Source organism: Singulisphaera chitinilytica, from assembly GCF_049331405.1.
Taxonomy (GTDB): Bacteria; Planctomycetota; Planctomycetia; order Isosphaerales; family Isosphaeraceae; genus PoT.
Map to the genome: position 1 here is coordinate 8,964,560 of NZ_CP186274.1, position 21,892 is coordinate 8,986,451.

15 protein-coding genes and 1 pseudogene are annotated in these 21,892 nt (G+C 68.1%); 3 read left to right on the forward strand and 13 right to left on the reverse strand.

From position 1 onward, the window contains the following. Positions 1 to 119 precede the first annotated feature (119 nt). Positions 120 to 1,259, forward strand: coding sequence for a tetratricopeptide repeat protein (locus tag ACOYYX_RS34920; protein WP_422927277.1), 1,140 nt, complete (start codon positions 120 to 122; stop codon positions 1,257 to 1,259). Between the two features lie 254 nt (positions 1,260 to 1,513). On the opposite strand, the gene ACOYYX_RS34925 is transcribed toward ACOYYX_RS34920, so the two are convergent. After that, positions 1,514 to 2,557, reverse strand: a complete 1,044-nt coding sequence (locus ACOYYX_RS34925; RefSeq protein WP_422927278.1) for a catalase family protein — start codon at positions 2,555 to 2,557, stop codon at positions 1,514 to 1,516. A 157-nt stretch (positions 2,558 to 2,714) separates the two neighbouring features. On the opposite strand from ACOYYX_RS34925, the gene ACOYYX_RS34930 reads away from it, so the two are divergent. Together ACOYYX_RS34930 and ACOYYX_RS34935 are read left to right on the forward strand one after the other, a co-directional pair. Further along, positions 2,715 to 3,218 (forward strand): hypothetical protein, encoded by a 504-nt coding sequence (locus ACOYYX_RS34930; RefSeq protein ID WP_422927279.1) that lies wholly within the window; start codon positions 2,715 to 2,717, stop codon positions 3,216 to 3,218. A gap of 621 nt (positions 3,219 to 3,839) precedes the next feature. Continuing rightward, positions 3,840 to 5,549: a thiamine pyrophosphate-binding protein gene (locus tag ACOYYX_RS34935; protein WP_422927280.1), complete on the forward strand. Its 1,710-nt coding sequence runs from the start codon at positions 3,840 to 3,842 to the stop codon at positions 5,547 to 5,549. Positions 5,550 to 5,614: 65 nt separating this feature from the next. Here the strand turns inward: ACOYYX_RS34935 and ACOYYX_RS34940 are convergent, their stop codons facing one another. The 12 genes and pseudogenes from ACOYYX_RS34940 to ACOYYX_RS34995 form a co-directional block, all read right to left on the reverse strand. Beyond that, on the reverse strand, positions 5,615 to 6,706 hold the full coding sequence (locus ACOYYX_RS34940) for a redoxin family protein (RefSeq protein ID WP_422927281.1): 1,092 nt from the start codon (positions 6,704 to 6,706) through the stop codon (positions 5,615 to 5,617). Between the two features lie 305 nt (positions 6,707 to 7,011). Then, complete coding sequence (locus tag ACOYYX_RS34945) at positions 7,012 to 7,335, reverse strand: DUF5076 domain-containing protein (RefSeq protein WP_422927282.1); 324 nt, start codon at positions 7,333 to 7,335, stop codon at positions 7,012 to 7,014. Positions 7,336 to 8,300: 965 nt separating this feature from the next. Then, positions 8,301 to 10,451 carry a polymorphic toxin-type HINT domain-containing protein gene (locus ACOYYX_RS34950; RefSeq protein ID WP_422927283.1) on the reverse strand — a complete coding sequence of 717 codons (2,151 nt, stop codon included), beginning with the start codon at positions 10,449 to 10,451 and terminating at the stop codon, positions 8,301 to 8,303. Between the two features lie 384 nt (positions 10,452 to 10,835). Beyond that, positions 10,836 to 12,995, reverse strand: coding sequence for a hypothetical protein (locus ACOYYX_RS34955; protein ID WP_422927284.1), 2,160 nt, complete (start codon positions 12,993 to 12,995; stop codon positions 10,836 to 10,838). Between the two features lie 148 nt (positions 12,996 to 13,143). Further along, a complete protein-coding gene (locus tag ACOYYX_RS34960; RefSeq protein ID WP_422927285.1) occupies positions 13,144 to 14,256 on the reverse strand; it encodes a protein-glutamate methylesterase/protein-glutamine glutaminase in 1,113 nt (370 codons plus the stop codon). Further along, the gene (locus tag ACOYYX_RS34965) at positions 14,243 to 14,668 is read right to left on the reverse strand and encodes a response regulator (protein WP_422927286.1); all 426 of its coding nucleotides are present in this window, start codon (positions 14,666 to 14,668) and stop codon (positions 14,243 to 14,245) included. Before ACOYYX_RS34965 ends, ACOYYX_RS34960 begins: the two co-directional genes overlap by 14 nt. Before the next feature lie 34 nt (positions 14,669 to 14,702). Next, entirely contained in the window at positions 14,703 to 15,203 is a 501-nt protein-coding gene (locus ACOYYX_RS34970) for a chemotaxis protein CheD (RefSeq protein WP_422927287.1), read from the reverse strand. A gap of 57 nt (positions 15,204 to 15,260) precedes the next feature. Then, positions 15,261 to 15,908, reverse strand: a complete 648-nt coding sequence (locus ACOYYX_RS34975) for a chemotaxis protein CheC (RefSeq protein ID WP_422927288.1) — start codon at positions 15,906 to 15,908, stop codon at positions 15,261 to 15,263. Positions 15,909 to 15,944: 36 nt separating this feature from the next. Next, positions 15,945 to 17,360 carry a chemotaxis protein CheW gene (locus ACOYYX_RS34980; RefSeq protein WP_422927289.1) on the reverse strand — a complete coding sequence of 472 codons (1,416 nt, stop codon included), beginning with the start codon at positions 17,358 to 17,360 and terminating at the stop codon, positions 15,945 to 15,947. 865 nt (positions 17,361 to 18,225) lie between these two features. Further along, positions 18,226 to 18,468 (reverse strand): annotated as a pseudogene (locus tag ACOYYX_RS34985) (Hpt domain-containing protein); the annotation flags it as partial. 35 nt (positions 18,469 to 18,503) lie between these two features. Beyond that, a complete protein-coding gene (locus ACOYYX_RS34990; protein WP_422927290.1) occupies positions 18,504 to 19,340 on the reverse strand; it encodes a CheR family methyltransferase in 837 nt (278 codons plus the stop codon). A gap of 34 nt (positions 19,341 to 19,374) precedes the next feature. After that, entirely contained in the window at positions 19,375 to 21,879 is a 2,505-nt protein-coding gene (locus ACOYYX_RS34995; protein WP_422927291.1) for a methyl-accepting chemotaxis protein, read from the reverse strand. Between the last annotated feature and the right edge of the window lie 13 nt (positions 21,880 to 21,892).

The following is a 21,892-nucleotide window of genomic DNA, read 5'->3' on the forward strand; positions in this document are numbered from 1 at the left end:
GCGTTCAATCCGAATCCATACGTTTTGCGGTTCCCGGTCCGACCGGGTAGATTGGACGCGCCGATTCGACGCCGGGGTCTAACCGCTCGTTCAGTCGCCCGCTCGATGGGGAGTCCGCGATGGCTCTGCTCCGAGGGATCCGCCTCTCGCACCTGATTGCGCTGGCGCTCATCGCGGACGCGGTGGCGCTCGTCTTCTGGCTGACCGACACGCCGCACGTGCACTACAACGGCCACGGGATTCCCCTGGTGAACCAGGGGCGGTTCGCCATCTTCCAATCGTGGCTCGGCGGGCACGAGACCCCTTACACCCCCGCGGGGTTCCTCTGGGCGTTCGACCCGCTCGATCGGGTCCTGATCTCGCTGCTGCTCGTGACGGCCGCCCTGTTCGGGCTCCTCGGGTTCAATCACCTGCGAGGCCGCCCCAATTCGAGGCTCGCCCGCATCCCCTGGCCCCCCGCCAGGCGTCTGAACCTGGCGGCCTGCCTGGTGATCGTGGCGGGCATCGCGGTCGTCCTGGCCTGGGAGGCCAATAGCTGGCGGTTCTGGCCCCTGCGTATGAAGTACGTCAGCAAGGCGGATCACGCACGCCACCTGGCGAAGCGGGCACGCGATGGCATCGAATGGAACCGCGAGAAGGCCGCGAAGGCCGAGGCCGTGTTGAAGAATCCGCAGTTCCCGGACCATGTTTCTCGCATCAGGCGTGAGTCCCTCCTCGGGGAGCAGCAGGCCACCGCCGCCTACATGACGCGACGTGCCAGGGCTCTCGAAAGCGAAGCGGCCTATTACGACCGGCTCGCGAGCAAATACGACTCGGCGATCCGGAACCGGCTCGCCGCGGTCGAGCCCGACCCGCCGGCGCCCGAGCGTGAGCGATTCGGCTGGGAGTTGATCGACGACCGCGACTATCGCGAGGCCCTCAAGTGGTACGACGCGATGATCGAGAAGTATCCCTCGTGGGCCTTCGCCCACGAGGATCGGGCCCGGATCCTCGCGACCGCCCCCGACGGTCAGCTCAGGGATGGGAAGGCTGCCATCGCGTCGGCCACGCTCGCCCTTGACCTCATCGGCAACGCCCCCGACACCTTGAAGATGTCGGTCCTCGCCTCCGCCTACGCCGAGGCCGGCGACTTCGCCAAGGCCATCGAGTGGCAGACCAGGGCCGAGACCCTCACCGCCACCAGCAATGGCAAACCCTTCACCCCCAGCCGCATGCTCCTCGACTACCGGGCGGGCAAGCCCTACCGCATGCCGAAGTGATTTCTTGTTTCCACCTCGAATTGCGGGCCCCTCTTCGCGACCGATCCGACAGGTCTCCTTCGACTTCGAATCGCGAGGATCCATATCCGGGAGTCCCGTCGCCCGCGGGCATTGGGCTTTCCCGGCTCCCCGGCCTTGAGTTTCGGTGGATGGAGCCTCGACGCGATCCGCCGGGGCCGAGATCGGAGTCCGTCCGCACTTTGCGACATCGGATGTTCCATCATCCGTGTCGCGGGAGGCGAGTCACGCCCCTCTTATTTCGCCGACGCACTCTCTCGGCGGAGTTTGGCATTGGCCCGGTAGAGTTCCTTGCGGAGGCGATTGAGGCCGCCGAGGGGTCGATGGTCCTCGAGCGAGTGCCAGGGGTTGAAGGACATGGCCTCGACCGATTCGTGGAACGCCCTGGAGTCGGCCGAGGTCAGATCGACGGGGGCGATGATGAGCGTGGCGACCTTGACCGGGGGAGAGGCGGTCGTCGTCCACTCGACGCTCGGGTCCTCGATCGGGGTCCCCTTCGGATCTGCCTGGAACTGGACCTTGATGTCGAAGCGAGCCTCTTTATGGCGGAGGTGCGCCTTGAGGACGTCCGCGAGCATGTCATCGCCGGTGGCGGCGTTGCTGAGCGCGGGGAGATCCTCCGCGTTGATGGGCTGAGGCTCGGCGAAGAACTTGATGGCCCGTTCGCCCAGGCGAAAGGGGGACATGCTCCAGTAGGTCTCGACGAGCGGACTGCGGCTCTTGCGCTTGATCTTCACGCCGACCTTCAGGAAATTCCCGAGGTGCCAGGGCACGAAGAACAGGAGTTGCGAGAGTTCATTGCCGAGCGGCCCTATGTTCGCCATGAGAATACGTTTGATCTGCGTCGCAACCCGATATTGGCGAACGTTGCGGAACGGGAATGTCGGGAAATTGATCATCACGAAGTCCTGCGTGTCCTGATCCCCGACTTCGTCGAGGGCCCGGGCCCCCTCCACGCCGAGGACCTTGATCGCCATGCCTCGCCCGTCCGACTTCCTGTCCGAACGAACCCGGCCCATCCCGTTCGAAAAGCGGACGATCGCGTCGTACGTCGTCGTCGGCTTGAAGATGCCGAAGTGGGTGCTGGCAGGTCGCTCCGGATCGACGACGAACCGGGCCCTGACATTGCCCGTTGCCTTGGCGTGCTGACCTCGAAGGATGCGGCCTTGCGTGAGCTTGAGTATCCTATGATTCAGGCAAATCGTCTCGGCGATATCGTCGGACTCGCCCGCGGGGGGATACTCCCGATCCAGATCCGTCCATCTCGATGATTCACGCATTGTTGATTGTTCTCGACAAATTTTATGTATGATAAATCTGAGTCATACTCAGCCATGCCAACATGACGGACTCACTTGTTCAAGGTCCTGGTTCGAAACTTTCTCGACGTACCAATCCGGCCCGGACGCGACCCGGGCCCTGACATCGGATACCCCCATGCCCGAAATTCACACGATCGACTTCGATCGATTCGCCGTGAACATCCTCAGCGACGCCGAGCGGGGCACGATCGCGCTCCAGTTCGACATCAGCGCCTGCAAGGCGACGGAGATCCGTCCGATCCTCAACAGCATCGATGAGAAATTCGGCTACGAGGCCTGGAGCCGATTCCGCCGGAAGCTGGACGCCGTCGCCCCCGTCCTGCGCGTGACCTCGCCCCCCGCCGCACACCCCGATAATCGTCACGTGATGCGCGTCGAAATGGCGCTCGCCGAAGGGGCTCGGATGGATTCGTCACTCCAGGTCCTGATCGCCTTCCTCCGGCAACAGAGGGGCTATCACCGCACCCTGGGCGCGCAGCTCGATCCCGATCATGAGGACCGGCCGAAGCGGATCGCGTCGGGTGATACGTCCGAGGCCGCCATCGGTGCGTTTCATAAAATGCGCCTCAGGTGGAAGGCGTATCGCCAGGGCTCGTCCGGGAATGGAGGGCAAGATTGAAGGAAGCCCTGAACATCTCCTGCCGGGATTCAGGTACGGGCTTGTTGCAGGATTTCGAGCCCTGGGCATGAAACTATCATTACCATGCTAGATTCGAGAGAGCCTTCGATGATCATTCGAGGTCCGTCGGCTCGGCGTGTTTCCGATGCTTATCGTCGTAACCATGATGTTTGGGTTGCGTATCGTCAGGTTCTATGTTGAATCGCCGGTTGGTGCAGGAGTGCGCGTCGCTGCGTGATTTCGGCGGTTCCAATCCAGGCCAATTCCACGTCGCTGCACGACTCGGGTTGAGAGAATCGGAACAACTCGCGGCCTCGATGTTTCGCAGGTTGAACATGCCGGGGCGATTGTCCAAGCTAATCCGCAAATCCGATCACTGTCTCACTTTTTCAAATCCATCACTGGCCTTAAGATCTCCGTTCGATCAAACTCGCCGGGGGCGAGGATGAATTCCAGCCGGCGATAGAGGCAATGGCGGGATTCAGGGCGTGGCCGATCGCGCCGCGGGCGGGTAGGTTGGTGCGGGGCTCGAGACGCTCGGCGGGGCGGGCCCTTGAATAACTATTAAACAGCCGATGGCGGTTGCCGCGGCGACGATATCACCCTGGTCGTGACGAGACGATGACGCAGAACACCGTTTCCCTCGGAAGCTACCTCGCCTCGAGGCTTCGCCAGATCGGCCTGGGGCACTACTTCGCGGTGCCGGGCGACTACAACCTCGTGCTGCTCGACCAGTTCCTCGCCGAGCCGGGGCTGGCGTATGTCGGCTGCTGCAACGAGCTGAACGCCGGGTATGCGGCCGACGGCTATGCCAGGGCCAAGGGGGTCGCGGCGGCGGTCGTCACGTACAGCGTGGGCAGCCTCAGCATCATCAACGCGATTGCGGGGGCGTCGGCCGAGGATTTGCCCGTGATCCTCATCGCGGGAGGACCGGGGACCACCGCCAAGGCCGAGAATCGACACCTCCACCACACGCAAGGGGGGGTCGACTACGATTACTGCCGCGAGATCTTCGGGCGACTCGTGGCCGAGTCGGTCGTGATCCACAGCCTCGACGACGCGCCGAGCCTGATCGACCACGCCCTGACGACCGCACTCGCGAGGAAGCAGCCGGTCTGCATCGAGGTGCCCTGCGACCTCGCGGGGCTCCCGGTCCCTGCGCCGCAGGCGTTCGACTTCTCGCGCGAGATCCCGGCCGACCCGGGGGCCCTCGAGTCGGCCATCGCCGCGGCGGCCGCGATCCTCGACGGCGCGAAACGCCCGGTGCTCGTCGCGGGGCCGAAGCTCCGACGCGCCGGGGCGATCGAGGCCTTCCGCAAGCTGGCCGAGGCGTTGAACGCCCCGGTGGCCGTGATGCCCGACGCCAAGGGGTTCTTCCCCGAGGCCCACCCGCTCGCGATCGGCCACTACTGGGGTCCGGTCAGCAGCCCCGGCTGCGCGGAGGTCGTCGAATCGGCCGACGCTTGCCTGTTCGCCGGGGCGCTTTTCACCGACTACACGACCGTCGGCTATACCCTGCCTCTCGAACATCACAGGATCCTCGACGCGAAGCCCGGCCTCGTGACGCTGCCGGGCTCGACGCACACGGGGGTTGACCTCGCCGCGTTCCTCGAGGCCCTGGCGGGCCGCGTGCGGAGCGAGGAGGACGGCCCCGAGACGAGGCGTCCGAGGAAGGCCGCGCCCCCCGAAGTCGTGCCGGGCGCGGTGCTGACCACCCGGGCGATGATGGGGCAGGTGCAGGCCCTGCTCGGGCCCGAGACGGTCGTCGTCGCCGAGACGGGGGACTCCTGGTTCAACGGCCTGAAGCTCGACCTGCCCGAGGGGGCCGGGTTCGAGATCCAGATGACGTACGGCTCGATCGGCTGGTCGGTCGGGGCGACGCTCGGCCTGGCGATCGGGCACGGGCCGGGGCGAAGAGTCGTCGCGCTCATCGGCGACGGCTCATTCCAGCTCACGGCGCAGGAGGTCTCGACGATGATCCGCCAGGAAACCCGGCCGATCATCTTCCTCATCAACAACCAGGGCTACACGATCGAGATCCAGATCCACGACGGGCCTTATAACAACATCCAGGACTGGGACTACGCCGGCCTGATGGCCGTCTTCTCCAGGGGGGGCGGCAAGGGCTGGGGCAAGCGCGTGGGCACCGAGGGGGAACTCGCCGAGGCCATCGTCTTCGCGAAGTCGCACGACGGCCCTTGCCTCATCGAGTGCCTGATCGACCGCGACGATTGCAGCGAGGAGCTGCGCACCTGGGGCACCCGCGTCGCCGCCTTCAACGGCCGCAGGCCCTCCTCGATCCCGGAAGGATCCGCGTTCTCCTCGCTCTGAGGCGGGGCCCGACGATCGGGACCGATTGGCCCCGCTCTATTTTCACATCAAATGCTCGCCTTCTATCAACGCCTCTTTGCTTCAATTGCCTTTCGATACAGGTTGAGCCGCTCACGCCAGTGCGGGACGTCCTTCTCGGCGAGGCTCAACGCCTTCTCCTCCAGCCGGGCCGCACGCCCGGGGTCGCCCGAGGCGAAGCAGACGCGCCCGAGGGTGTCGAGGATCCGCCCGGACTCGCCGCGGGTGATCTCGACGGCCCGCTCGGCCGCCCTCATCGCCAGCGCGAGCACCGGGGGCGAGGGCGGGGCCTTCCGCTCCTCGACGACGATCGTGAGCGCGAGGAAGTTCAGGGCGTCGGAGTCGTCCTTCCAGATCGTCTCGCAGAGCCTCGAGCCGTAGGCGACGAGGGCCTCGGCGTCCCCCGACGCGACGAGCACGCCGACCTTCATCAGGCCGAGCCGACGCTCCAATTCGGGCTCGGCGAGGATCGCGCGGTCGAGGCCCGCGATCGCCTCGCCGTGCTTGCGCTCCTGGACGAGCTTGCCGGCCGCCTCGAAGAGGGCTCCCACCCTGGCCTCGGTCGTGCGCCTCTCCAGGCGTTCCTTCGCGGCGGCGTCGAAGTCCCACGTCCCCGCGACCGCCTTCGCCAGCGGCTCGTCCAGCTCCATCGGGTGCCCGATCCAGGCGATCCTCCCCCCCTTGACCAGGAACGTCTGCGGGATCCCCTGCGTGCCCGAGGCCGCGAGCCAGGCGTCGGCCGTCTTGCCTCGGGACTCGGCCCGGTCTCCCTCGGGCACGACGTCGAGCGCCACGCGATAGCCGAGCTTGTCCCCCATCCTCGCGACGAAGGGATCGACCTCCGCCTGATCCGACTCCCAGACGCTCACACCGATGAACGTCGCCTTATCCTTGTATGTCTCCTGGAGCTTCGTCAGGTGCGGCATGGCGAAGCGGCATGGCTCGCACCAGGTCGCCCAGAACTCGACGACGTAGACCTTCCCCGGGTCGAGCCGATCAACCTTCTCCCCCTTCGCCCAGCGCGAGACCTCGAGCCGAGGCGCCGGGTCCCCCACGTCGAGCGCCCAGGATCGAACGGGAGCCCCGGCCAGTCCAGCCAGGAGAATCGCGAGGCGAAACGTCGCCGGCAGAAGTCGCATCGAAATCCCTCTTGAATGCAGACGAGTCAAAATCAAAATATCTAATGAATATAGATATCGTGCTAACCCCAAACTTCTTTTCGGACCTGCAATCCACGGCTGCCGCCAATAATGACAGATGTCAGATTGGTAAGCTTAGCACGCTCTCCCTCGAATTGCATCGGGTATTATGTGCGACAGACCGGGAGATCCCCAAGGTCCGGCGCTCGACCTATATTGGGACGGTCGGGGCACCCGGGATGAGCGACTAGCCCCCAGGAGAGAGGCTCGACACAGCGGCGGAGGGCCGAATTACGCCCGCCGGATCAAGGCTCCTGGCCGCGGCGTTCTTTGATGAATTGCCCGAGGCGTTCGCTGGTCGGGTGTCCCATTTCCGCCTCGAACGCCTGCCGGATCCTCGCGATCGACTCCGAGGGGGCGTGCCCGTACTCCGACTCGTGGGCATCCGCGACGTGACGGACCACGTCAGCCAGCAGGACGCCCCAGGCGGACCGCTCGTCGAGGCCTCGATCCTCCCAGAAACCAATGTTCAGAACCGTATGCAGTTGGCCATTGGCCAGCCAGACCCGGATCATCTCGATGGCCGGTGATGCGTTCGCCGCGGGGGGGATCGGGAGCTCATTTGCCATGGGTGACGTCCTGGTCGGTTGTCGATCGGATGTGAGTCAGGCGTTGGCCCAACCGAGGCATTGTCGGTGACGCCCCCCGCGGCCGGGCTCGCGACGGTATCATCGCATCCCACGCCCCCCACGGCCAGTCGTCAACCGGTCTCGATGAAGGGAACCGGGTGGTGGGACCAATTGGTCCCGCCGCGAGTTCGAGCGGGAAAGCGGGCGTCAGCCATGATCAGGTGTCGTGAAGAAATTCCGAGCGATTTTCCCAGGAAGTGCGCCGGAAGTGGGTTCGGCCGGGGTATTAGCTTATGGCCGGTGGGATTTCGGGCTCGTTCGCCGATGGGACGGGTCGCGAGAATCTCGCTCGCCGATAGGTCGGGTCGACGTGACCCCGGTGCCCCCGCCGGGCGACTCACGCAAAAGGCGTTGCCGGCCCCTGCCGGTGCAGACAGCTCGGGGGTCGTCGGGCCTGGTGGATCAAGGATGGTCCAACCTCGTCTCGCCGTGGTGGCGATGGAGATGCACCGGCCCCGGCCGGTCTCCTCGCTGGCAACAATAACGAGCGCGCATCGGGAAGAAATGCACGAGGTGTCTCATGTCGAAGTGGCAGGCCACGCCGCGGGTTCAATCCCCGCATCGACAACTCTTTCTTTCCTTTGCTTTTCTTGGTTCACGACTTCCTGGGTTTTCGTTTCCTTTCTTTCTGGGGATTGGCCCCGGCCGATGACGCGCATCGGCCCCCGGGAAAGGGCAGAGGCATCCCGACGGGATGCCGGCCCTCGCCCGCGGAGACAAGCCCGAGGGTCGCAGAGACTGACGCCGGCGCAAGACGCCGAGACTCCCCGCAAAAACCCCCGCCGAGGCCAGGAACCCCGGCCAAGCCCCTCGCTCGGCCTCCCCGCGATCTCGCCGCAGGTTGTCCGCCCCGGGGCCTCGGCCGCCCATCAGGCTGGGAGCCTGGCTGACGGCCTCCGACTCCCTCACCGCGAAGCGGCCGAGGTCTTGGCCGTCTCGAGGACCAACCCCGAGGCCGCATCGAACGGCTTGAGGACCGGCTCGACGACGCTGTTGTCGTGGACGAGGACGCCGCCTCGACCGACGAAGAAGCTCTGGCCCGAGGCGACCTCGAGGTTGAAGACCGGCTGGGCCTCGTCGTCGTCGACCGAGATCACGCGACGCGAGCCGCCGAGGGTGCGGACGAGGTCGCCGGGCCTCAATTCTCGGGCCATCACCCATCCCTTGCCCGCCTTCCAGACGCGGTGGATGCCGGTCACGACGATGTCGTCCTCGCCGTCGAGCTTGAGCCTCAGCGTGCGGTTCGGCGGGTTGTGGTAGACGGCCACGACCGGTTCGTAGCGGAGCGAGCCCGTGGACGTGTCCTGGACCAGGGCCCGATCCCCCACGCGGATCCTCTCGATGGGGACAGCCCCGGTCATCGTCTGCACGGAGGTCCCCTTGCCGAAGCACGAGTGCGCCAGTCGCAATGCGCCGGCGGTCGCGACCTGGGCCGGCATCGGGACGTCCACGGCGGCAAGCGGGACGTCCTCGATGAGCGTGGGGCCGGGCGTCTCATCCTCGGACGTGATCGCATAGCCGCGGAGGTCGGCGAGCCAGACGGACCACCCCTTGCGGTCGGCCCCGAAATCCTCTCCCGTCGCCGACGTCAGCACGTCGGACACCCTCTCATTCACGCCGTCGACCTCCATCTTCCTCGCCTCGAGATCCCGCACGTCGGCATCCAGGCGGCCCTGGGCCACCGCGGCCGATTGCTGGGCGGCGTGCATCATCCGCCCCACGGGTATGGCCAGGTTCTGGGTGTACTCCTGCTCGAGCCGGTAACCGGGCGGAGCGCCTGACATGAGCACATTCAGCAGGGTTTTATCGCCTTCCCCGACCGCGCTGACCGAGTCGCCAAGGAGTTTGCTGGTCTGGGGGGAGAGCCCCGGAAATCCGTGCTTGGAGATCTCGTGCCCCCGCTGAATCACCGCGTCGAAGTTCGAGTACAACCCGTTGACATCGATCGTTTGCCAGGTCGACCACTCGGGCCTCAGCAGCACGGCAAAACCGTCCGCGTCGGTGGTCCACTTGTCCCCCGGCTGGAACGGCACGGGCGGCAGGCCCTGGGCCGTATACCGGCGCTGGAGGTTGGACTCCTTACCCTCGACGTGGAGGACGCCCGTCGAGCCGGCCCCCTTGACCGGCTCGACCCGGTACTTGATCGGGTCGCGCAACAGGCCGATCAGGAGCCCGGCATACTCGCGAGGGTCGCGCCTTCGGAGCGTCTCGACGGCCCGGCCGCGGGCCTCGGGGAAGTCCTTCGAGATCGCCATCAGGGCCAACGCCCTCGAGGCCCCCGGCGCGTCGATCTGGCCGAGGATCTGCACGGCCTTGAGCCGCTCCGAGGCCGTCCCCCGGCCGAAGACCGACCAGACGACCGGCACCGCCCTGGGGTCGCCCACGAGGGCCAGGGCCACCTCGGCCTCGCGGCGTTGCCCGGGATGCGAGAGGGCATTGCGCCACCGCGTCAGGATCGGCCGCCAGTGCTTCTCCGCCTTCTTCTGCTCCTCGCGCTCGGCCTTCTCGGCGGCGAGTTGCTCGTCGGTCGCCCAGCGCCCGCCGTGCTGCCGATACCCGAGCCGCTTCCAGGCCGCCGCGCGCCGAGGGTCGAGCCGCACGACGGTCGTGAGGTGCGCGATGGCCTCGGGCTTGAGCCCGTGCTCCTCGCACCAGAGCGCGAGCCGCCAGTGGTCCTCGGCCTTGTTCTTGATCGCCAGGCGACGCGCGTTGTACTCGCCGAGCGCGGCGCCCAGGGCCTCGTCACGCCCGACGGCCTCCTCGATCGCCTCGGGCCGCTTCCAAGTCCCCTGATAGGCGACGAACCCGAGTAGCCCGCGGGCCGCCCCGTCGGCCGGGTTCAAGACGAGCGCGAGGGCCAGGTGCCGGATCCTCTCGGCCGAGAGCCCGTTCGCCTCGCACCAGAGCGCGAGCCTGACCTGCGACCCCGCGTCGTGCCCGGCCTTCGCCTTCGCCGCCTCGTACTCGCGCAGGACCTCGGCCGCCGGCCCGGGGGCGGTCGAACCATCCACGGCCCCGGCCGCCATCGTCGCCAGGGCGATCACAGCTCCCAACATCGTCCCCCCTTTGCCTTACCAGGCCCGCCCGGCACGAGCCCCCCGCGATGCGCCGCCCCTCGCCCGCGACGCGATCCCGGCTTGGCTCCTGATCTACTGCACTTCTGGATTTATACGGGCACCGGGCCGGGAAGGGGAGTCGACCGGGCGACTCCTCGGCGATTTCGTGAGCCCCACTCACACTCCGGCGATCGAGCGGAAATCGGCACGCCCAAGGCCCTCGGGGCAGGGAGCGCGTTGCGGCGGAGGCACGCCGGGGGTTCACCCGGGGCGAGGGCGTATGGCGTCCCGCCCTATTCGGCGATCGCGTCATGCGCCAGGCGGTTCACCGTTCTCGACAAGCCCGTGAAATCGAAACATGCGTATATTTACCACACAACCCGCTCAGGGCTTCCGCACCGCCCGGATGAACGCGACGCCGCGAGGGCCGAGGGCGGCGAGGATGCCGTCGGGGTGCGCGGGGTCTCGGGCGAGTGACTTGATGCCGCCTCGGCCAAGATAGGGGACGCTCGCGAGGGAGGCCAGTGACCTGGCGTCGGGCTCGAGGATGAACAGGCCTTGCTCGCCGCCGAGCCAGAGGCGGCCGAGGCCATCGCGGGCAAGCGACGTTATCGGGGCCTCGACGGGGAGGGCGGGGCGGCCAAGCGTCCCGTCGGCGAGAACGTAGGTCCTCAAGCCGGCAGGGGTTGCGAGGATCAGCGTGCCGTCCTTCCACGGGGCCGCGGCGAAGATCCGGATCGGGTTGTTGCCTTCCTGGATGCTGAATTCCTTCAGGCTCGCCCCTTTGCCATTCGCGCCCGGGTCGAGGCTCCAGAGGCGGCCTTTGACGCGGCTGAGGAGGAACCAGGGGGGACCGCCGACGTCGAGGGCGCGCAGGCGCATGGGCACGCCGGCGGGATCCAGGGGTGCGACCGCCTTCCAGCGGCCGTCGTCGAAGCGTTTCAACGCGCCGTCGAACGCGTTCCAGAGCGTCCCGTCGGGAGTGGCGAAGGTGGAGAGAGGATAGAGGTGGGAGACTTCCCGGCCGATGCGCTCGACCCCATCGCCGACGATCCGGCTCGTGGTCCGCGTGCCGGGGATGTCCACCGTGCCGGCGACCGAATAGACGGACCCGTTGGCCGCCACTCGCACGATGCAGCCATGCCAGGAATCGACCGGATTCGCCTTCGCGGCCTCGTCGGCCGGGTCAACTTCGAAGGGGGGCTCTGCCGAGATTTGACGCCAGCCGTCCGGGCCGAGTCGCCAGGGGTTGACCCCATAGGAGCCGGGCCCTTCGTCATCGGGTTCGTCCTTGTCCTCCATCGCGAACACCCCGTCGGGGGTGCCCAGCACGAGGCTCACGTCCGACGCCCCGAGGGGCGGGGGGGCCGCGTGCCTGGTCATCTTGTCGCCATCGAGCCGGAGGAGGCCGTCCAGCGTCGTGGTCAGCACGAGGGGCTCGCCTCGGTGTCGAGGGGCGTGCAGGCCGACCACCGCCGCATACGAGCCCATGGCGTCGGGACGACCCCATCGATACGAGATGTCGAGGGACGCCACCTTCTTCCAGTCCTTCAAGGCGCGATCGACCCTGTAGATATCGCTGTATGAGACAACGAGGAGGCTATCTCCCTCGTCGACGATGAAGTTGACCGGGAGCCAGGCCCGGCTCTCGTCGGGTTTCTTCCCCGTGCCCAGGAATTGCTCGTTCTGGAAGAGGGTACTCGGGGCGTCGCCGTCGACCCGGGTGATGATCGCCTCGCAGCCCCCCATGTGCTCGGTGCCGCCGAAGGCCCAGACCTGGCCGTCGCGGAGCTCGGCGAACCCGTAGACGCCGCTCCAGTACGGCTTCCGTCCGGGTTTGAGTGACGGCGGCGGCTCGAGCTTCGAGGGCGTCCCCTTGACGAGGTCGATCCGAGAGACCAGGCCGCCCCATTCCCCGTTATCGGCACCGAGCCAGAGACGGCCGTCTCGATCGATCAAGAACGTCGTCATCAGGTCGTCCAGTTCGATCGTCCTGTCGACGGCGAGGTCGTGGACGACGGAATGGCGAGGATTTCGCGTCCCTTTCTCCGTCTTGACGATCCGCCTCCTCTCCGTGACCGCGACCAGCCCCGCGGGTCGGCCTTCTCGGGGCCCGCACCAGCCGAGCCACTGGGGCGGTTCGGGGAGTTTCGCCATGTCAGTCAGTTCGAGCGTGTTCGGGTCGACGCGACAAATCCGGCCATCGGAGAGGCCCGCGATCGGCGCCCCACCTTCGCCCAGGCCGAGACAGGTCACCCCCTCAAGCCCGTGACGCTCGCTGGCCAGGCGCAGGCTCGGATATTCGAAGCGGAGCATGGTGCCCGCCTCCGTCAGAGCGATCAGTTGATCGCCCAGAGGAAGGCTCCCCTTGATCGCGTTCCGGTTGAAGTGGATCTCCGCCTCGACCTGCAAGCCGCCCTCGAGTTTCGCTTCGACCTTCGGAGGTTTGGGCGGCTCATCCGCGAGCAGAGGCAGGGCGGAAGCCAGGGCGCAAGTGATCGCGGCGACCGTCGCGATCGGCAGGGTGGCTCGGGCATGGCGCATGGAACGCGGCTCCCCACTTCGAACCAAGGCCGGGTCGGCGCGGAGACCCTTCCGGACGCCGTCCGCCCCGTTCTCAACAGCGTAGCAGAATTGAAAGCATGTCGAGAGATAGAAGCCCGAAGGATGTCGGGGAGGAGAGGAGAAGGCGTCAGGTGCCCTGGGAGAGCTTGCGGATCAGGTCGGGGAGGTCCTGGAGGGCGAACTGGTTGCGGACGGCGCCCTCGCGGTGGGCGACCTTGTTCATGCCGTAGACGACGGAGGTGGCCTCGTCCTGGCCGAAGGTGATGCCGCCCAGTTCGAGGACCTTGTGGCAGCCGTCGACGCCGTCGCGCCCCATGCCGGTCATGATGATGGCCGCGACATTCGGGCCGTAGAGGCGGGCGCCCGACTGGAAGAGCATGTCGACCGAGGGCTTGTGGCCGCTCACGAGCGGGCCGTCGCTCAGCGAGACGCGCGGGCACTTCGGCGTGCCGGTCAGCGTCATGTGCCGGCCGCCCGGCGCGACGAGGATCGAGTTGGGAGAGGCGATGTCGCCTTGCTCGGCCTCCTTCACGGCCAAGGCACACTGGCGGTCCAGGCGCTGGGCGAAGACCTGGGTGAAGTTGGCCGGCATGTGCTGGACGATCAGGATCGGCGGGGCCGGGGGCGCGATCAGCGGCAGGACCTGCCCGAGCGCCTGCGGGCCCCCCGTCGAGATGCCGATCAAGATACATTGGCATGAACGTGTATCGCGTGACTGCGAGGACGTCGCCGCCGGCCGCGAGGGGGTCGATGCGGGGATCGACCTCGACGACGGGGGGGCAGGTACCGAGGGAGAAGCGGGGGCCGAAGGGGGCCGGACGCGGCTCCTGGCGGCGGAGAGGACCTTGGCGACGAGCTGCGGGCCGGCGGACTTGAACTGGGCCACCTGGAGGCGGTCGGGCTTGGGGAGGAAGTCGACCGCGCCGAGGTCGAGGGCCTCGAGCGTCACCTCGGCCCCTTCCTGCGTCAAGGAGCTGACCATGACGACGGGGACCGGCCGGGCCTTCAACAGCAGGGGGAGCACCTCCAGGCCCGACATCCCCGGCATCTCGACGTCGAGGGTGATGACGTCGGGGGAGAGGGCCGCGGCCAGCTCCAGCGCCTCGGCGCCATTGCGGGCGGCGCCCACGACCTCGATCTCGGGCGCGGAGCGGAGCAGGTCGGCGAGGAGCTTCCGCATCAGCGCGGAGTCGTCGACGATCAGGAGCCGGACCGGACTCTGGGGCTCAACCTTGGACACCGTCCGCCTCGTTCTCGTTGCTGGGATCGGCCTCGCGGACGCCCGGGGGGCTCGCCGCCCCGTGCTTGTCCAGGAGCCGGAGGATCCGCCCGTGCTCGAACGGCTTGACGATGAAGTCGATGGCGCCGTCGCGGAAGGCCTCCATCAGGGTCTCCTTCTGGTCGAGCGCGGTGACCATGACGACCCTGGCGTCTGGGTCGACGGCCCTGATCCTGCGGAGGGCCTCGAGCCCGCTCATGTTCGGCATGACGACGTCCATGGTGACGAGGTCGGGGCGGAACTTCTCGTAGAGCGCCACGCCCTCGGCGCCGTCCTTCGCCTCGCCGGCGACGTCCCAGCCGGCCTGGGCGGCGACGTCGCGGATCATCTTGCGCATCAGGAGTGCGTCATCCACGATCAAGAGTCGTTTCAAGTCTCGATCCCTCCGCGGTTCGCGTGTCGTCCCGTCAGATCTGGTAATCGGCACCGCCCGGGATCCTGATGGAGACGATGCCCGACACTGTGTCCAACGTCAAGCGTCTACCCGCCTCGCCGCCGACGTCCCTGGCGATCACGGGGATGTTCAGCCTGGCGAGGATCGCCTCGACGGCGTCCTGGTTCATCCGGCCGATGTTGTTCGTCGCCCCCGTCTGGAACATGCTCGCCCCGCCCGCGACCTTGGCCGAGAGGCGCCCCCGGCTCGACCGCCCGAGCTTCGCCTCGAGGTCCGCGATCAGGGCCGGGATCGCCGTGTCCGCGAACTTGCCGGGGTGGTCGGTTTCCCCCCGCGAGTCGGGCAGGACCACGTGCGCGACCCCGCCGACCTTCAGCGCGCGGTCGTAGAGGACCACCCCCGCGCACGAGCCCAGCAGCGTCCGCAGCAGCGTCGGCGCCGAGGCGACCGCCCATCGGCCGATCGGGACCGACACGACCTCGACGAGGCCCGGCGTTGGTGTGGGTGGTGGCAAGGGTCTGGCTCCGCGTTGCGTTGACGAGGGTTGGAGGTGGCTATCACTTCTCTTCCGTCAGGGCCGGGGGGGCAGCGACTCCGAGAGCGTGCGCAGGGCCTCGCCGCTGGGGACGAACAGCAGGAGCCAGCGGAGGCCGTCGGCCTCGGAGCCGAACCGGCTCATGATGAACAGCAGGCGATCGGCCTCCGTCGCCTGGTCCATCAGGGCGAACTCGAGCAGGCTCGCCGCGAACTCGTGGCGGAACGCCGGGGGCGACGGCACCCACGCCCCTCCCGCAGCGGAGGGCGGAGAGGCCGAGCCGTCGAGGTCCAGGTGCGCGGCCAAAGAATTCAAATAGGCACATCCGACGATATTGGCCGTCTCCTTCGCGGCCGACTGCTCCAGCTCGCCCCAGTCGGTCGAGGTCCCCTGCGGCCGGCCCAGGAGCATGTCGGTCAGGGCCATGCCCGACCGGTCCTCGAAGACCATCAGGAGCTGCCCCGTCAGCTTGCCCGAGAGGTCCATCGCGCAGCAGGCGACCAGGCTGTCCTCCGGGCCGAGCTGCCCGGCGACCTCCTCCAGCTCCACCTCCTCGACCTCGCTCACCTCGAGGGCGACCTCGCGGCCGAGCCAGCGCGAGAGGGCGCCCGAGGCGTCGGAGGCTCCCCGCTTGAGGGCGGCGGTCAGCGTTGCTTTCTGGTCTTCGGTCAGCCAGGCTCCCACGGGCGAGGGCCTCCAGTCGAGGGGCGTTCAAGGGGTTCAGGACCGGGCGGCGGCCCCGGCGACGTTCGACGCGGCCATCCGGATGACGGCCTCGATGTCGAGGATCAGGGAGACGCGCCCATTGCCCAGGATACTCACGCCGGAGAGCCCGGGCACGGGCTGGAAGTTCTTCTCCAGAGATTTCAGGACGGCCTCCTGCATCCCGATCAGCTCGTCGACGACCAGCCCGGCCGTCTCCTCGCCGTTGCTGATGATGGCGACCGTCAGGGGTTTCTTCGACTCCGCCTGCCCATGTGCATGACCATTCCCGCTGCCGTTCCCGCCGGCGAAGGCCTCTTCGAGCGAGGCGAGCCCCTCGCGGCCGAAGGCGTCGCCGAGGGTCAGCAGCGAGATGATCCGGCCCCGGATCTCGATGGCGGGCCGACCCTGGACGCTGTAGATGTCCCCCCGGCCGACCTCGATGACCTCGGCGAGGTGGTCGAGCGGGATCGCGTACGCCTCGCCGCCGATCCGGGTCAGGAGCACGGGGAGGATTGCCAGCGTCAGCGGCAGGCGGATCGAGAAGGTGGTGCCGACGCCCGGCTCGGAGCGGACGTCGACCGAGCCGTTGAGGCTCTCGATCCGGCTCTTGACGATGTCCATGCCGACCCCACGGCCGGAGATGTCCGTGATCTTCTCGGCGGTGCTCAGGCCCGGGTGCCAGATGAACTGGATGAGCTGGTGCTCGCTCAGGCGCCTCGACTCCTCCTCGCCGATCAGGCCGTTGGCGACGGCCTTGCGCCTGACCCGCTCGGCGGCGATGCCCCGGCCGTCGTCGCCGACGGTGATGACGATGCTGTTGCCCCGGTGCGAGGCCGTCATCGTGACCGTGCCGGCCCTCGGCTTGCCGAGCCGCTCGCGCTCGTCGGGGGACTCGAGGCCGTGGTCGACCGAGTTGCGGACGAGGTGGACGATGGGATCCCCCAGCTCGTCGACCATCCGCTTGTCCAGCTCGGTCTTCTCGCCGTCGATCCGCAGCGTGACCTCCTTGCCGGACGAGAGCCGGAGGTCGCGGATCACGCGCTGGAAGCGGTCGAAGAGGGGGCCGATGGGGACCATCCGGGTCTCCAGCACCCCGCGCTGGATGCCGTCGGAGACGCGCGCGAGGTGGTCGATGGCCTCGGCCATGGTGTTGAGCCGCTCGCGCCCCTGGCGGATGATGTCCAGCTCGTCCTGGATCGCCCGGAAGTTCTCGCGGAGCCTGCGGAACTGCGACGCCCAGCGCTCGGCCGAGCCGTCATCGCCCCCGCCATGCGCGAGCAACCCTTCGAGCCCCCGCGCGATGCTCTCGAGCCGATCCGAGGTGTCGGACGCCAGCACCTGGGCGTTCGAGCCGCGGAAGAGCTCCTCGAGCCCCCGGGAGAACTCGAAGAAGCGGGCCTTGCTGATGACCAGCTCCCCCGCGAGGTTCATGAGCTGGTCGAGCCGATCGACGTCGACGCGGACCGTCTCCGTGACCTTCGCCCGCTTCTCGGCGCCCTGGGGCTCGGGCGTCGGCTTCGATGCGGGCTCGTCCGCGGGCCTTTCGATGGGGGCGGGCGATGGGGCTTCCGCCTCGGGCCGTTCGGGCGGCGGGGAAGGGGCCTGGACCCGCTCCTCGGCCCGCGGGGGCGGGGGCGGGGGTGGGGATCGCCCGGGGCCGGGAACGCCCCTCGACGCGGATCTCGGCGACGCCGTCCACGTCGGCCAGGGCGTGCAGCTCGTCGATGTCGCAGTCGGCCTCGAGGTCGATCGCGAATTCGGGCAGGGCCTCGATGTCGTCGAGGTCCTCGACGCGGGGCCGGGTCGCGATCACGCGGGCCTTGGCCGATAAACGCGTGAGCACAAGCTTGGCCTTCATGTCCGGCCAGGAGAGGCCGGGCTCGAAGACCAGGACCAGCGTGAGCGTCCCCGGCTGTTCCAGGCTCACCGCCGGGGTGGGCATCGGCGGTGGGGGCTCCTCGACCGGCGATGGAGGATCGATCGGGGGCGGCGGGGGCTCCTCGACGACGGGGGCCCCGGCGACGGGCTCGGGGTCGACTTCGGGCTCCGGCTCCGGCCCCGGTCCCGGTCCCGGATCAGGCAACGGCTCGGGCGTCGGCGCGGGAGACCCGGCAGGGGCCTCGGCCCGGGGCTCCGAGGAGGAACGCCGATCCTTGCCGAGGCTCGTGACGACCAGCTCGGTCAGCTCGGAGAGGCTGATCTCGCTGGAGCCCTTCTCGCGCAGCTCGGCGTGATAGTCGCGCAGGGCGTCGAGGCAGCGGAGGACGATGTCGAGCGAAGGGCGGTCGAGCCTGCGACGCCCCGCGCGGAGCTCGTCGAAGTAGGTCTCGAGGTGATGGGTCAGGCCCTTCACCTCGTCGAACCCCATGACCGTCGACCCCCCTTTGAGGCTGTGGATCAGGCGGAAGGCCTCGCGCAGGGCCTTCTCGTCGTCGGGGGCCTGCTCGAGCTGCAGGAGCAAGGCGCCGAGGCCGACGATCTGCTCGTCGCTCTCGTCGAGATAGAAGGGCAGCAGGTCCCCAAGGTCGAACCCCGACATGGACGGTCACCTCGATCGGATCGGCCGGACTGGAGTCAGGCAGGCCTCTGGTAGAGCCAGGACTTGTGCTTCACCAACGCGCCGAGCATCGGGAAGATCCCCTCCGACGGGCCGACGACGAGGTATCCCCCCTTCGCCAGCGACGCGATCAGGTGCTTCACGACCGACTTCTTGGAATCCTCGTCGAAATAAATCAGCACATTCTTGATGAACACGCAGTCGAACGGATCTTCCCGCAACGGCTCCAGCAAATTGTGGAGCCGGAACGTCGCGTCGGCCCGGACCTCCTGCGAGAGCTCCCACCTGCGGGCGGCCGGGTCGTGCGTGAAGTGGCGGGACCGCTCGGCCTCGGGGACGAGCCTGAGCGCCCGCTCGTCGTAGACGCCGGCCCTCGCGGCCTTGAGCACGGCCCCGCTGAGGTCGGTGCCGAGCAGCTTGATCCGCCAGCCGTTGAAGTCCTTCCGCCTCCCCTGGATCTTCAGGGCGGCCGAGTACAGCTCCTCGCCCGTGCTGCTCGCGGCCGACCAGACCCGCAGGCTCCTGGGCCGCTTGCGGGCCTTCGCCTGCTCGAGCATCTGGGGCAGGAACTCGCCGGCGAACCATTCATACTGATGCGGGTCGCGGTAGAAGTACGTCTCGTTGGTCGTCATCTCGTCGACGAACAACGGCACCTCGGCCGCGCCCGCGGCGGACCGCAGGTGGGCGAGGTAGGCCGAGAAGGTGGCGATGCCCGTGGCGCGGAGCCTCCTCCGGATCCGGGTCGAGACCATCACCCGCTTGGTCTCCGGGATCCGGATGCCGGCGAGGCGGTAGATGAGCGTGCAGAAGCTCGCGCACTCCTCCTCCGTCAGCTCGCCGCCGATCGCCGTCATCGCCGCCCCTCCGCGGATCACGGGCCGAAGCCGATCAGACCTTGAACCCGGAGATCACGTTCTTGAGCGAGTTCGCCTGCGCCCCGAGCTCCTCCGCGCTGGCGGAGAGCTCCTCGGAGCTGGACGCGTTCGTCTCGGTGATCGACGAGACGTTCTGGATCGCCTTGCTGACCTCCTCGGCCGACTCCGACTGCTCCTGGGTCGCCTCGGCGATCTTGGCGATGCTGAGCGCGGTCTCCTCGACCCCCTTGACGATCGTGGCGAGCGACTTGCCCGCGGCCTCGGAGAGCTGCGCGCCGTCGGCCACGCGGCGGGTCGACTCCTTGATGAGCGCGGTGATCTCCTTGGCCGCGCCCCTCGAGCGCTCGGCCAGCTTGCGGACCTCGTCGGCGACGACCGCGAAGCCGAGGCCGTGCTCGCCGGCCCTGGCCGCCTCGATGGCCGCGTTGAGGGCGAGCAGGTTCGTCTGGCTGGCGATCTCGCTGATGACCTGGATGATGTCGCTGACCTGCTCGCTCGACTTGCGGATCAGGACCATCGCCTCGATCGCCTGGTCGACCGAGTCCCCCCCTTGCTTGGCGAGGTGCGACGACTTCTCGGCGAGTTCCTTGGCCGACCCGGCGTTGCGGTTGATCTCGAGGATCGCCTTGCCGAGGTGCTCGATCGAGGCCGACATCTCCTCGACGGTCGCCGCCTGGTTCTGCGACGACTCGCTGAGGTAGCTGGCGCTCTCGGCGACGACCTGCGACCCCTCGGCGAACTGGTTGGCGCTCTCGATGACCTCGCCGATGACGTGCTTGAGGTCGGCCATCATCTTGGCCAGGGCCTCGCCGAGCCGCCCCATGTCGTCGGGGCCGGAGACGCCGACCTCGACGGAGAGGTCCCCCTTGGCGGCGGCCTGGGCCACCATCATGAGCTGGTTGACCTTGGCCTCGATCTCCCGCTTGTCGCGCTCGATCGACGCCCGCTGCTTGGCGCGGTCGAGCGCCGTGGAGAGGACCCGGGCCACCCCCCGGAGCGCCTCGAGCCGCTGCTCGCCCAGCTCCTGCTTGACGTCGGACATGAAGTCCATCGTGCCGACGACCTTGCCGTTGAGCTGGATCGGGAACGCCAGCGCCCCGGTGATCCCGAGCCTCCGCGCGACCGGTGCCCTCGGGCAGTCGGACAGCTCGCTCAGGTCGTCGGTGAAGAAGAGGTCGCGTCGCCGCCAGGCGCGGCCGATCAGGCCCTCCCCCTCGCGGAAGCGGCAGGCCCGCGTCACCCTGCGGAACTCCTCGTCCACCGTACCCGACTCGGACATGAACACAAGCTGATCGGACTCCTCGTCGAGGCGCCAGTACGAGCCGTAGACCCAGCCGAACGCCTTGCGCACGGCCTCGAGGGCCGAGACGATCATCTCCTCGACCCCTTGCGCCCGCCCGAGGGCGAGCAGCACCTGGTTGAGCGCCTCGGTGTTCTCGGCCAGGATCTTCGCCCGCCTCTCGGCCTCGACCTTCGACGTGACGACTTCCCAGGTCAGCATCGGGCCGAGGTACGTGCCGTCGCGGTCGAGGATGGAGGTCACGAGCAGGTCGAGAGACTCGGGGCCGACCCGGATCACCGCGCGGTGGGGCAGGTTCCTCGGGTCGGCGAGGAGCCTACGCTGGTGCTCGGGGGCCTTGTGGAAGAGGTCGATCGACTGGCCGATCATCGCGTCGGACTTGATCGGCAGGTACGCCTCGAGCCCCTTCAGGGTCCGCTGCGAGGCCGGGTTCATGTAGCGGATCTTGAGGTCGCGATCCGCGTAGATCATGTTCAGCGGCGCGTTCTCGATCATCCGGAAGATGCGCGTGAGCTCCTGCTCCTTGCCGAGCTTGGCGATCTTGTCCGACGCCGTGCGGCCCAGGACGCGCAGGACCTCCATCCGCATCGGCGAGATGTTCACCGAGCTCGTCGCGAAGAAGTCCATCGTGCCGATCACGCGGCCGTCGTACGCGAGCGGGATGCAGACGCCCGACTCGATCCCGGCCCGGCTCGCGATGGGAGCCCGGCAGCAGTCGTCGAGGTTCTCGAGGTCGGCGACGAAGACGAGGTCCTGCTGCCTCCAGGCCCTCCCGTTCAGCCCTTCGCCTTCCTTGAACGTGGCCGAGCGCGTGACCCGGTGGAACTCGGGGTCGACCGTCCCGGAGTCGATCGAGAAGACGAGCGCGTTCCGCTCGGGGTCGACCGTCCAGTACGACGCATAGGACCAGCCGAGCCTGTCGCGGATTGTGTCGAGGGTCGACCGGATGATCTCGTCGGTGGAGCCCGCACGCACGATGGCGTTGATCGTGTCGATCATCGCGCGGGCGTTGCCGAGGGCCTCCTCGGCGTCGCCGTTCGCGTGGGCGGGGACGGCGTTCGCGTGTGCGCCCGCGAGGCCGGGGCTCGCGTTCGACTCCGGCGCGGCCGGGGGCGTCGGCGCGAGCGAAGTCTCGGCCGTCGAGTCGTATCGAAGTCCTTGCGGGAGTCGCCGCTTCATCCGTGCCGGGCGCCGCGATCGCTGGGTCGGGTCGAGCATGGGGCGTTCCAGT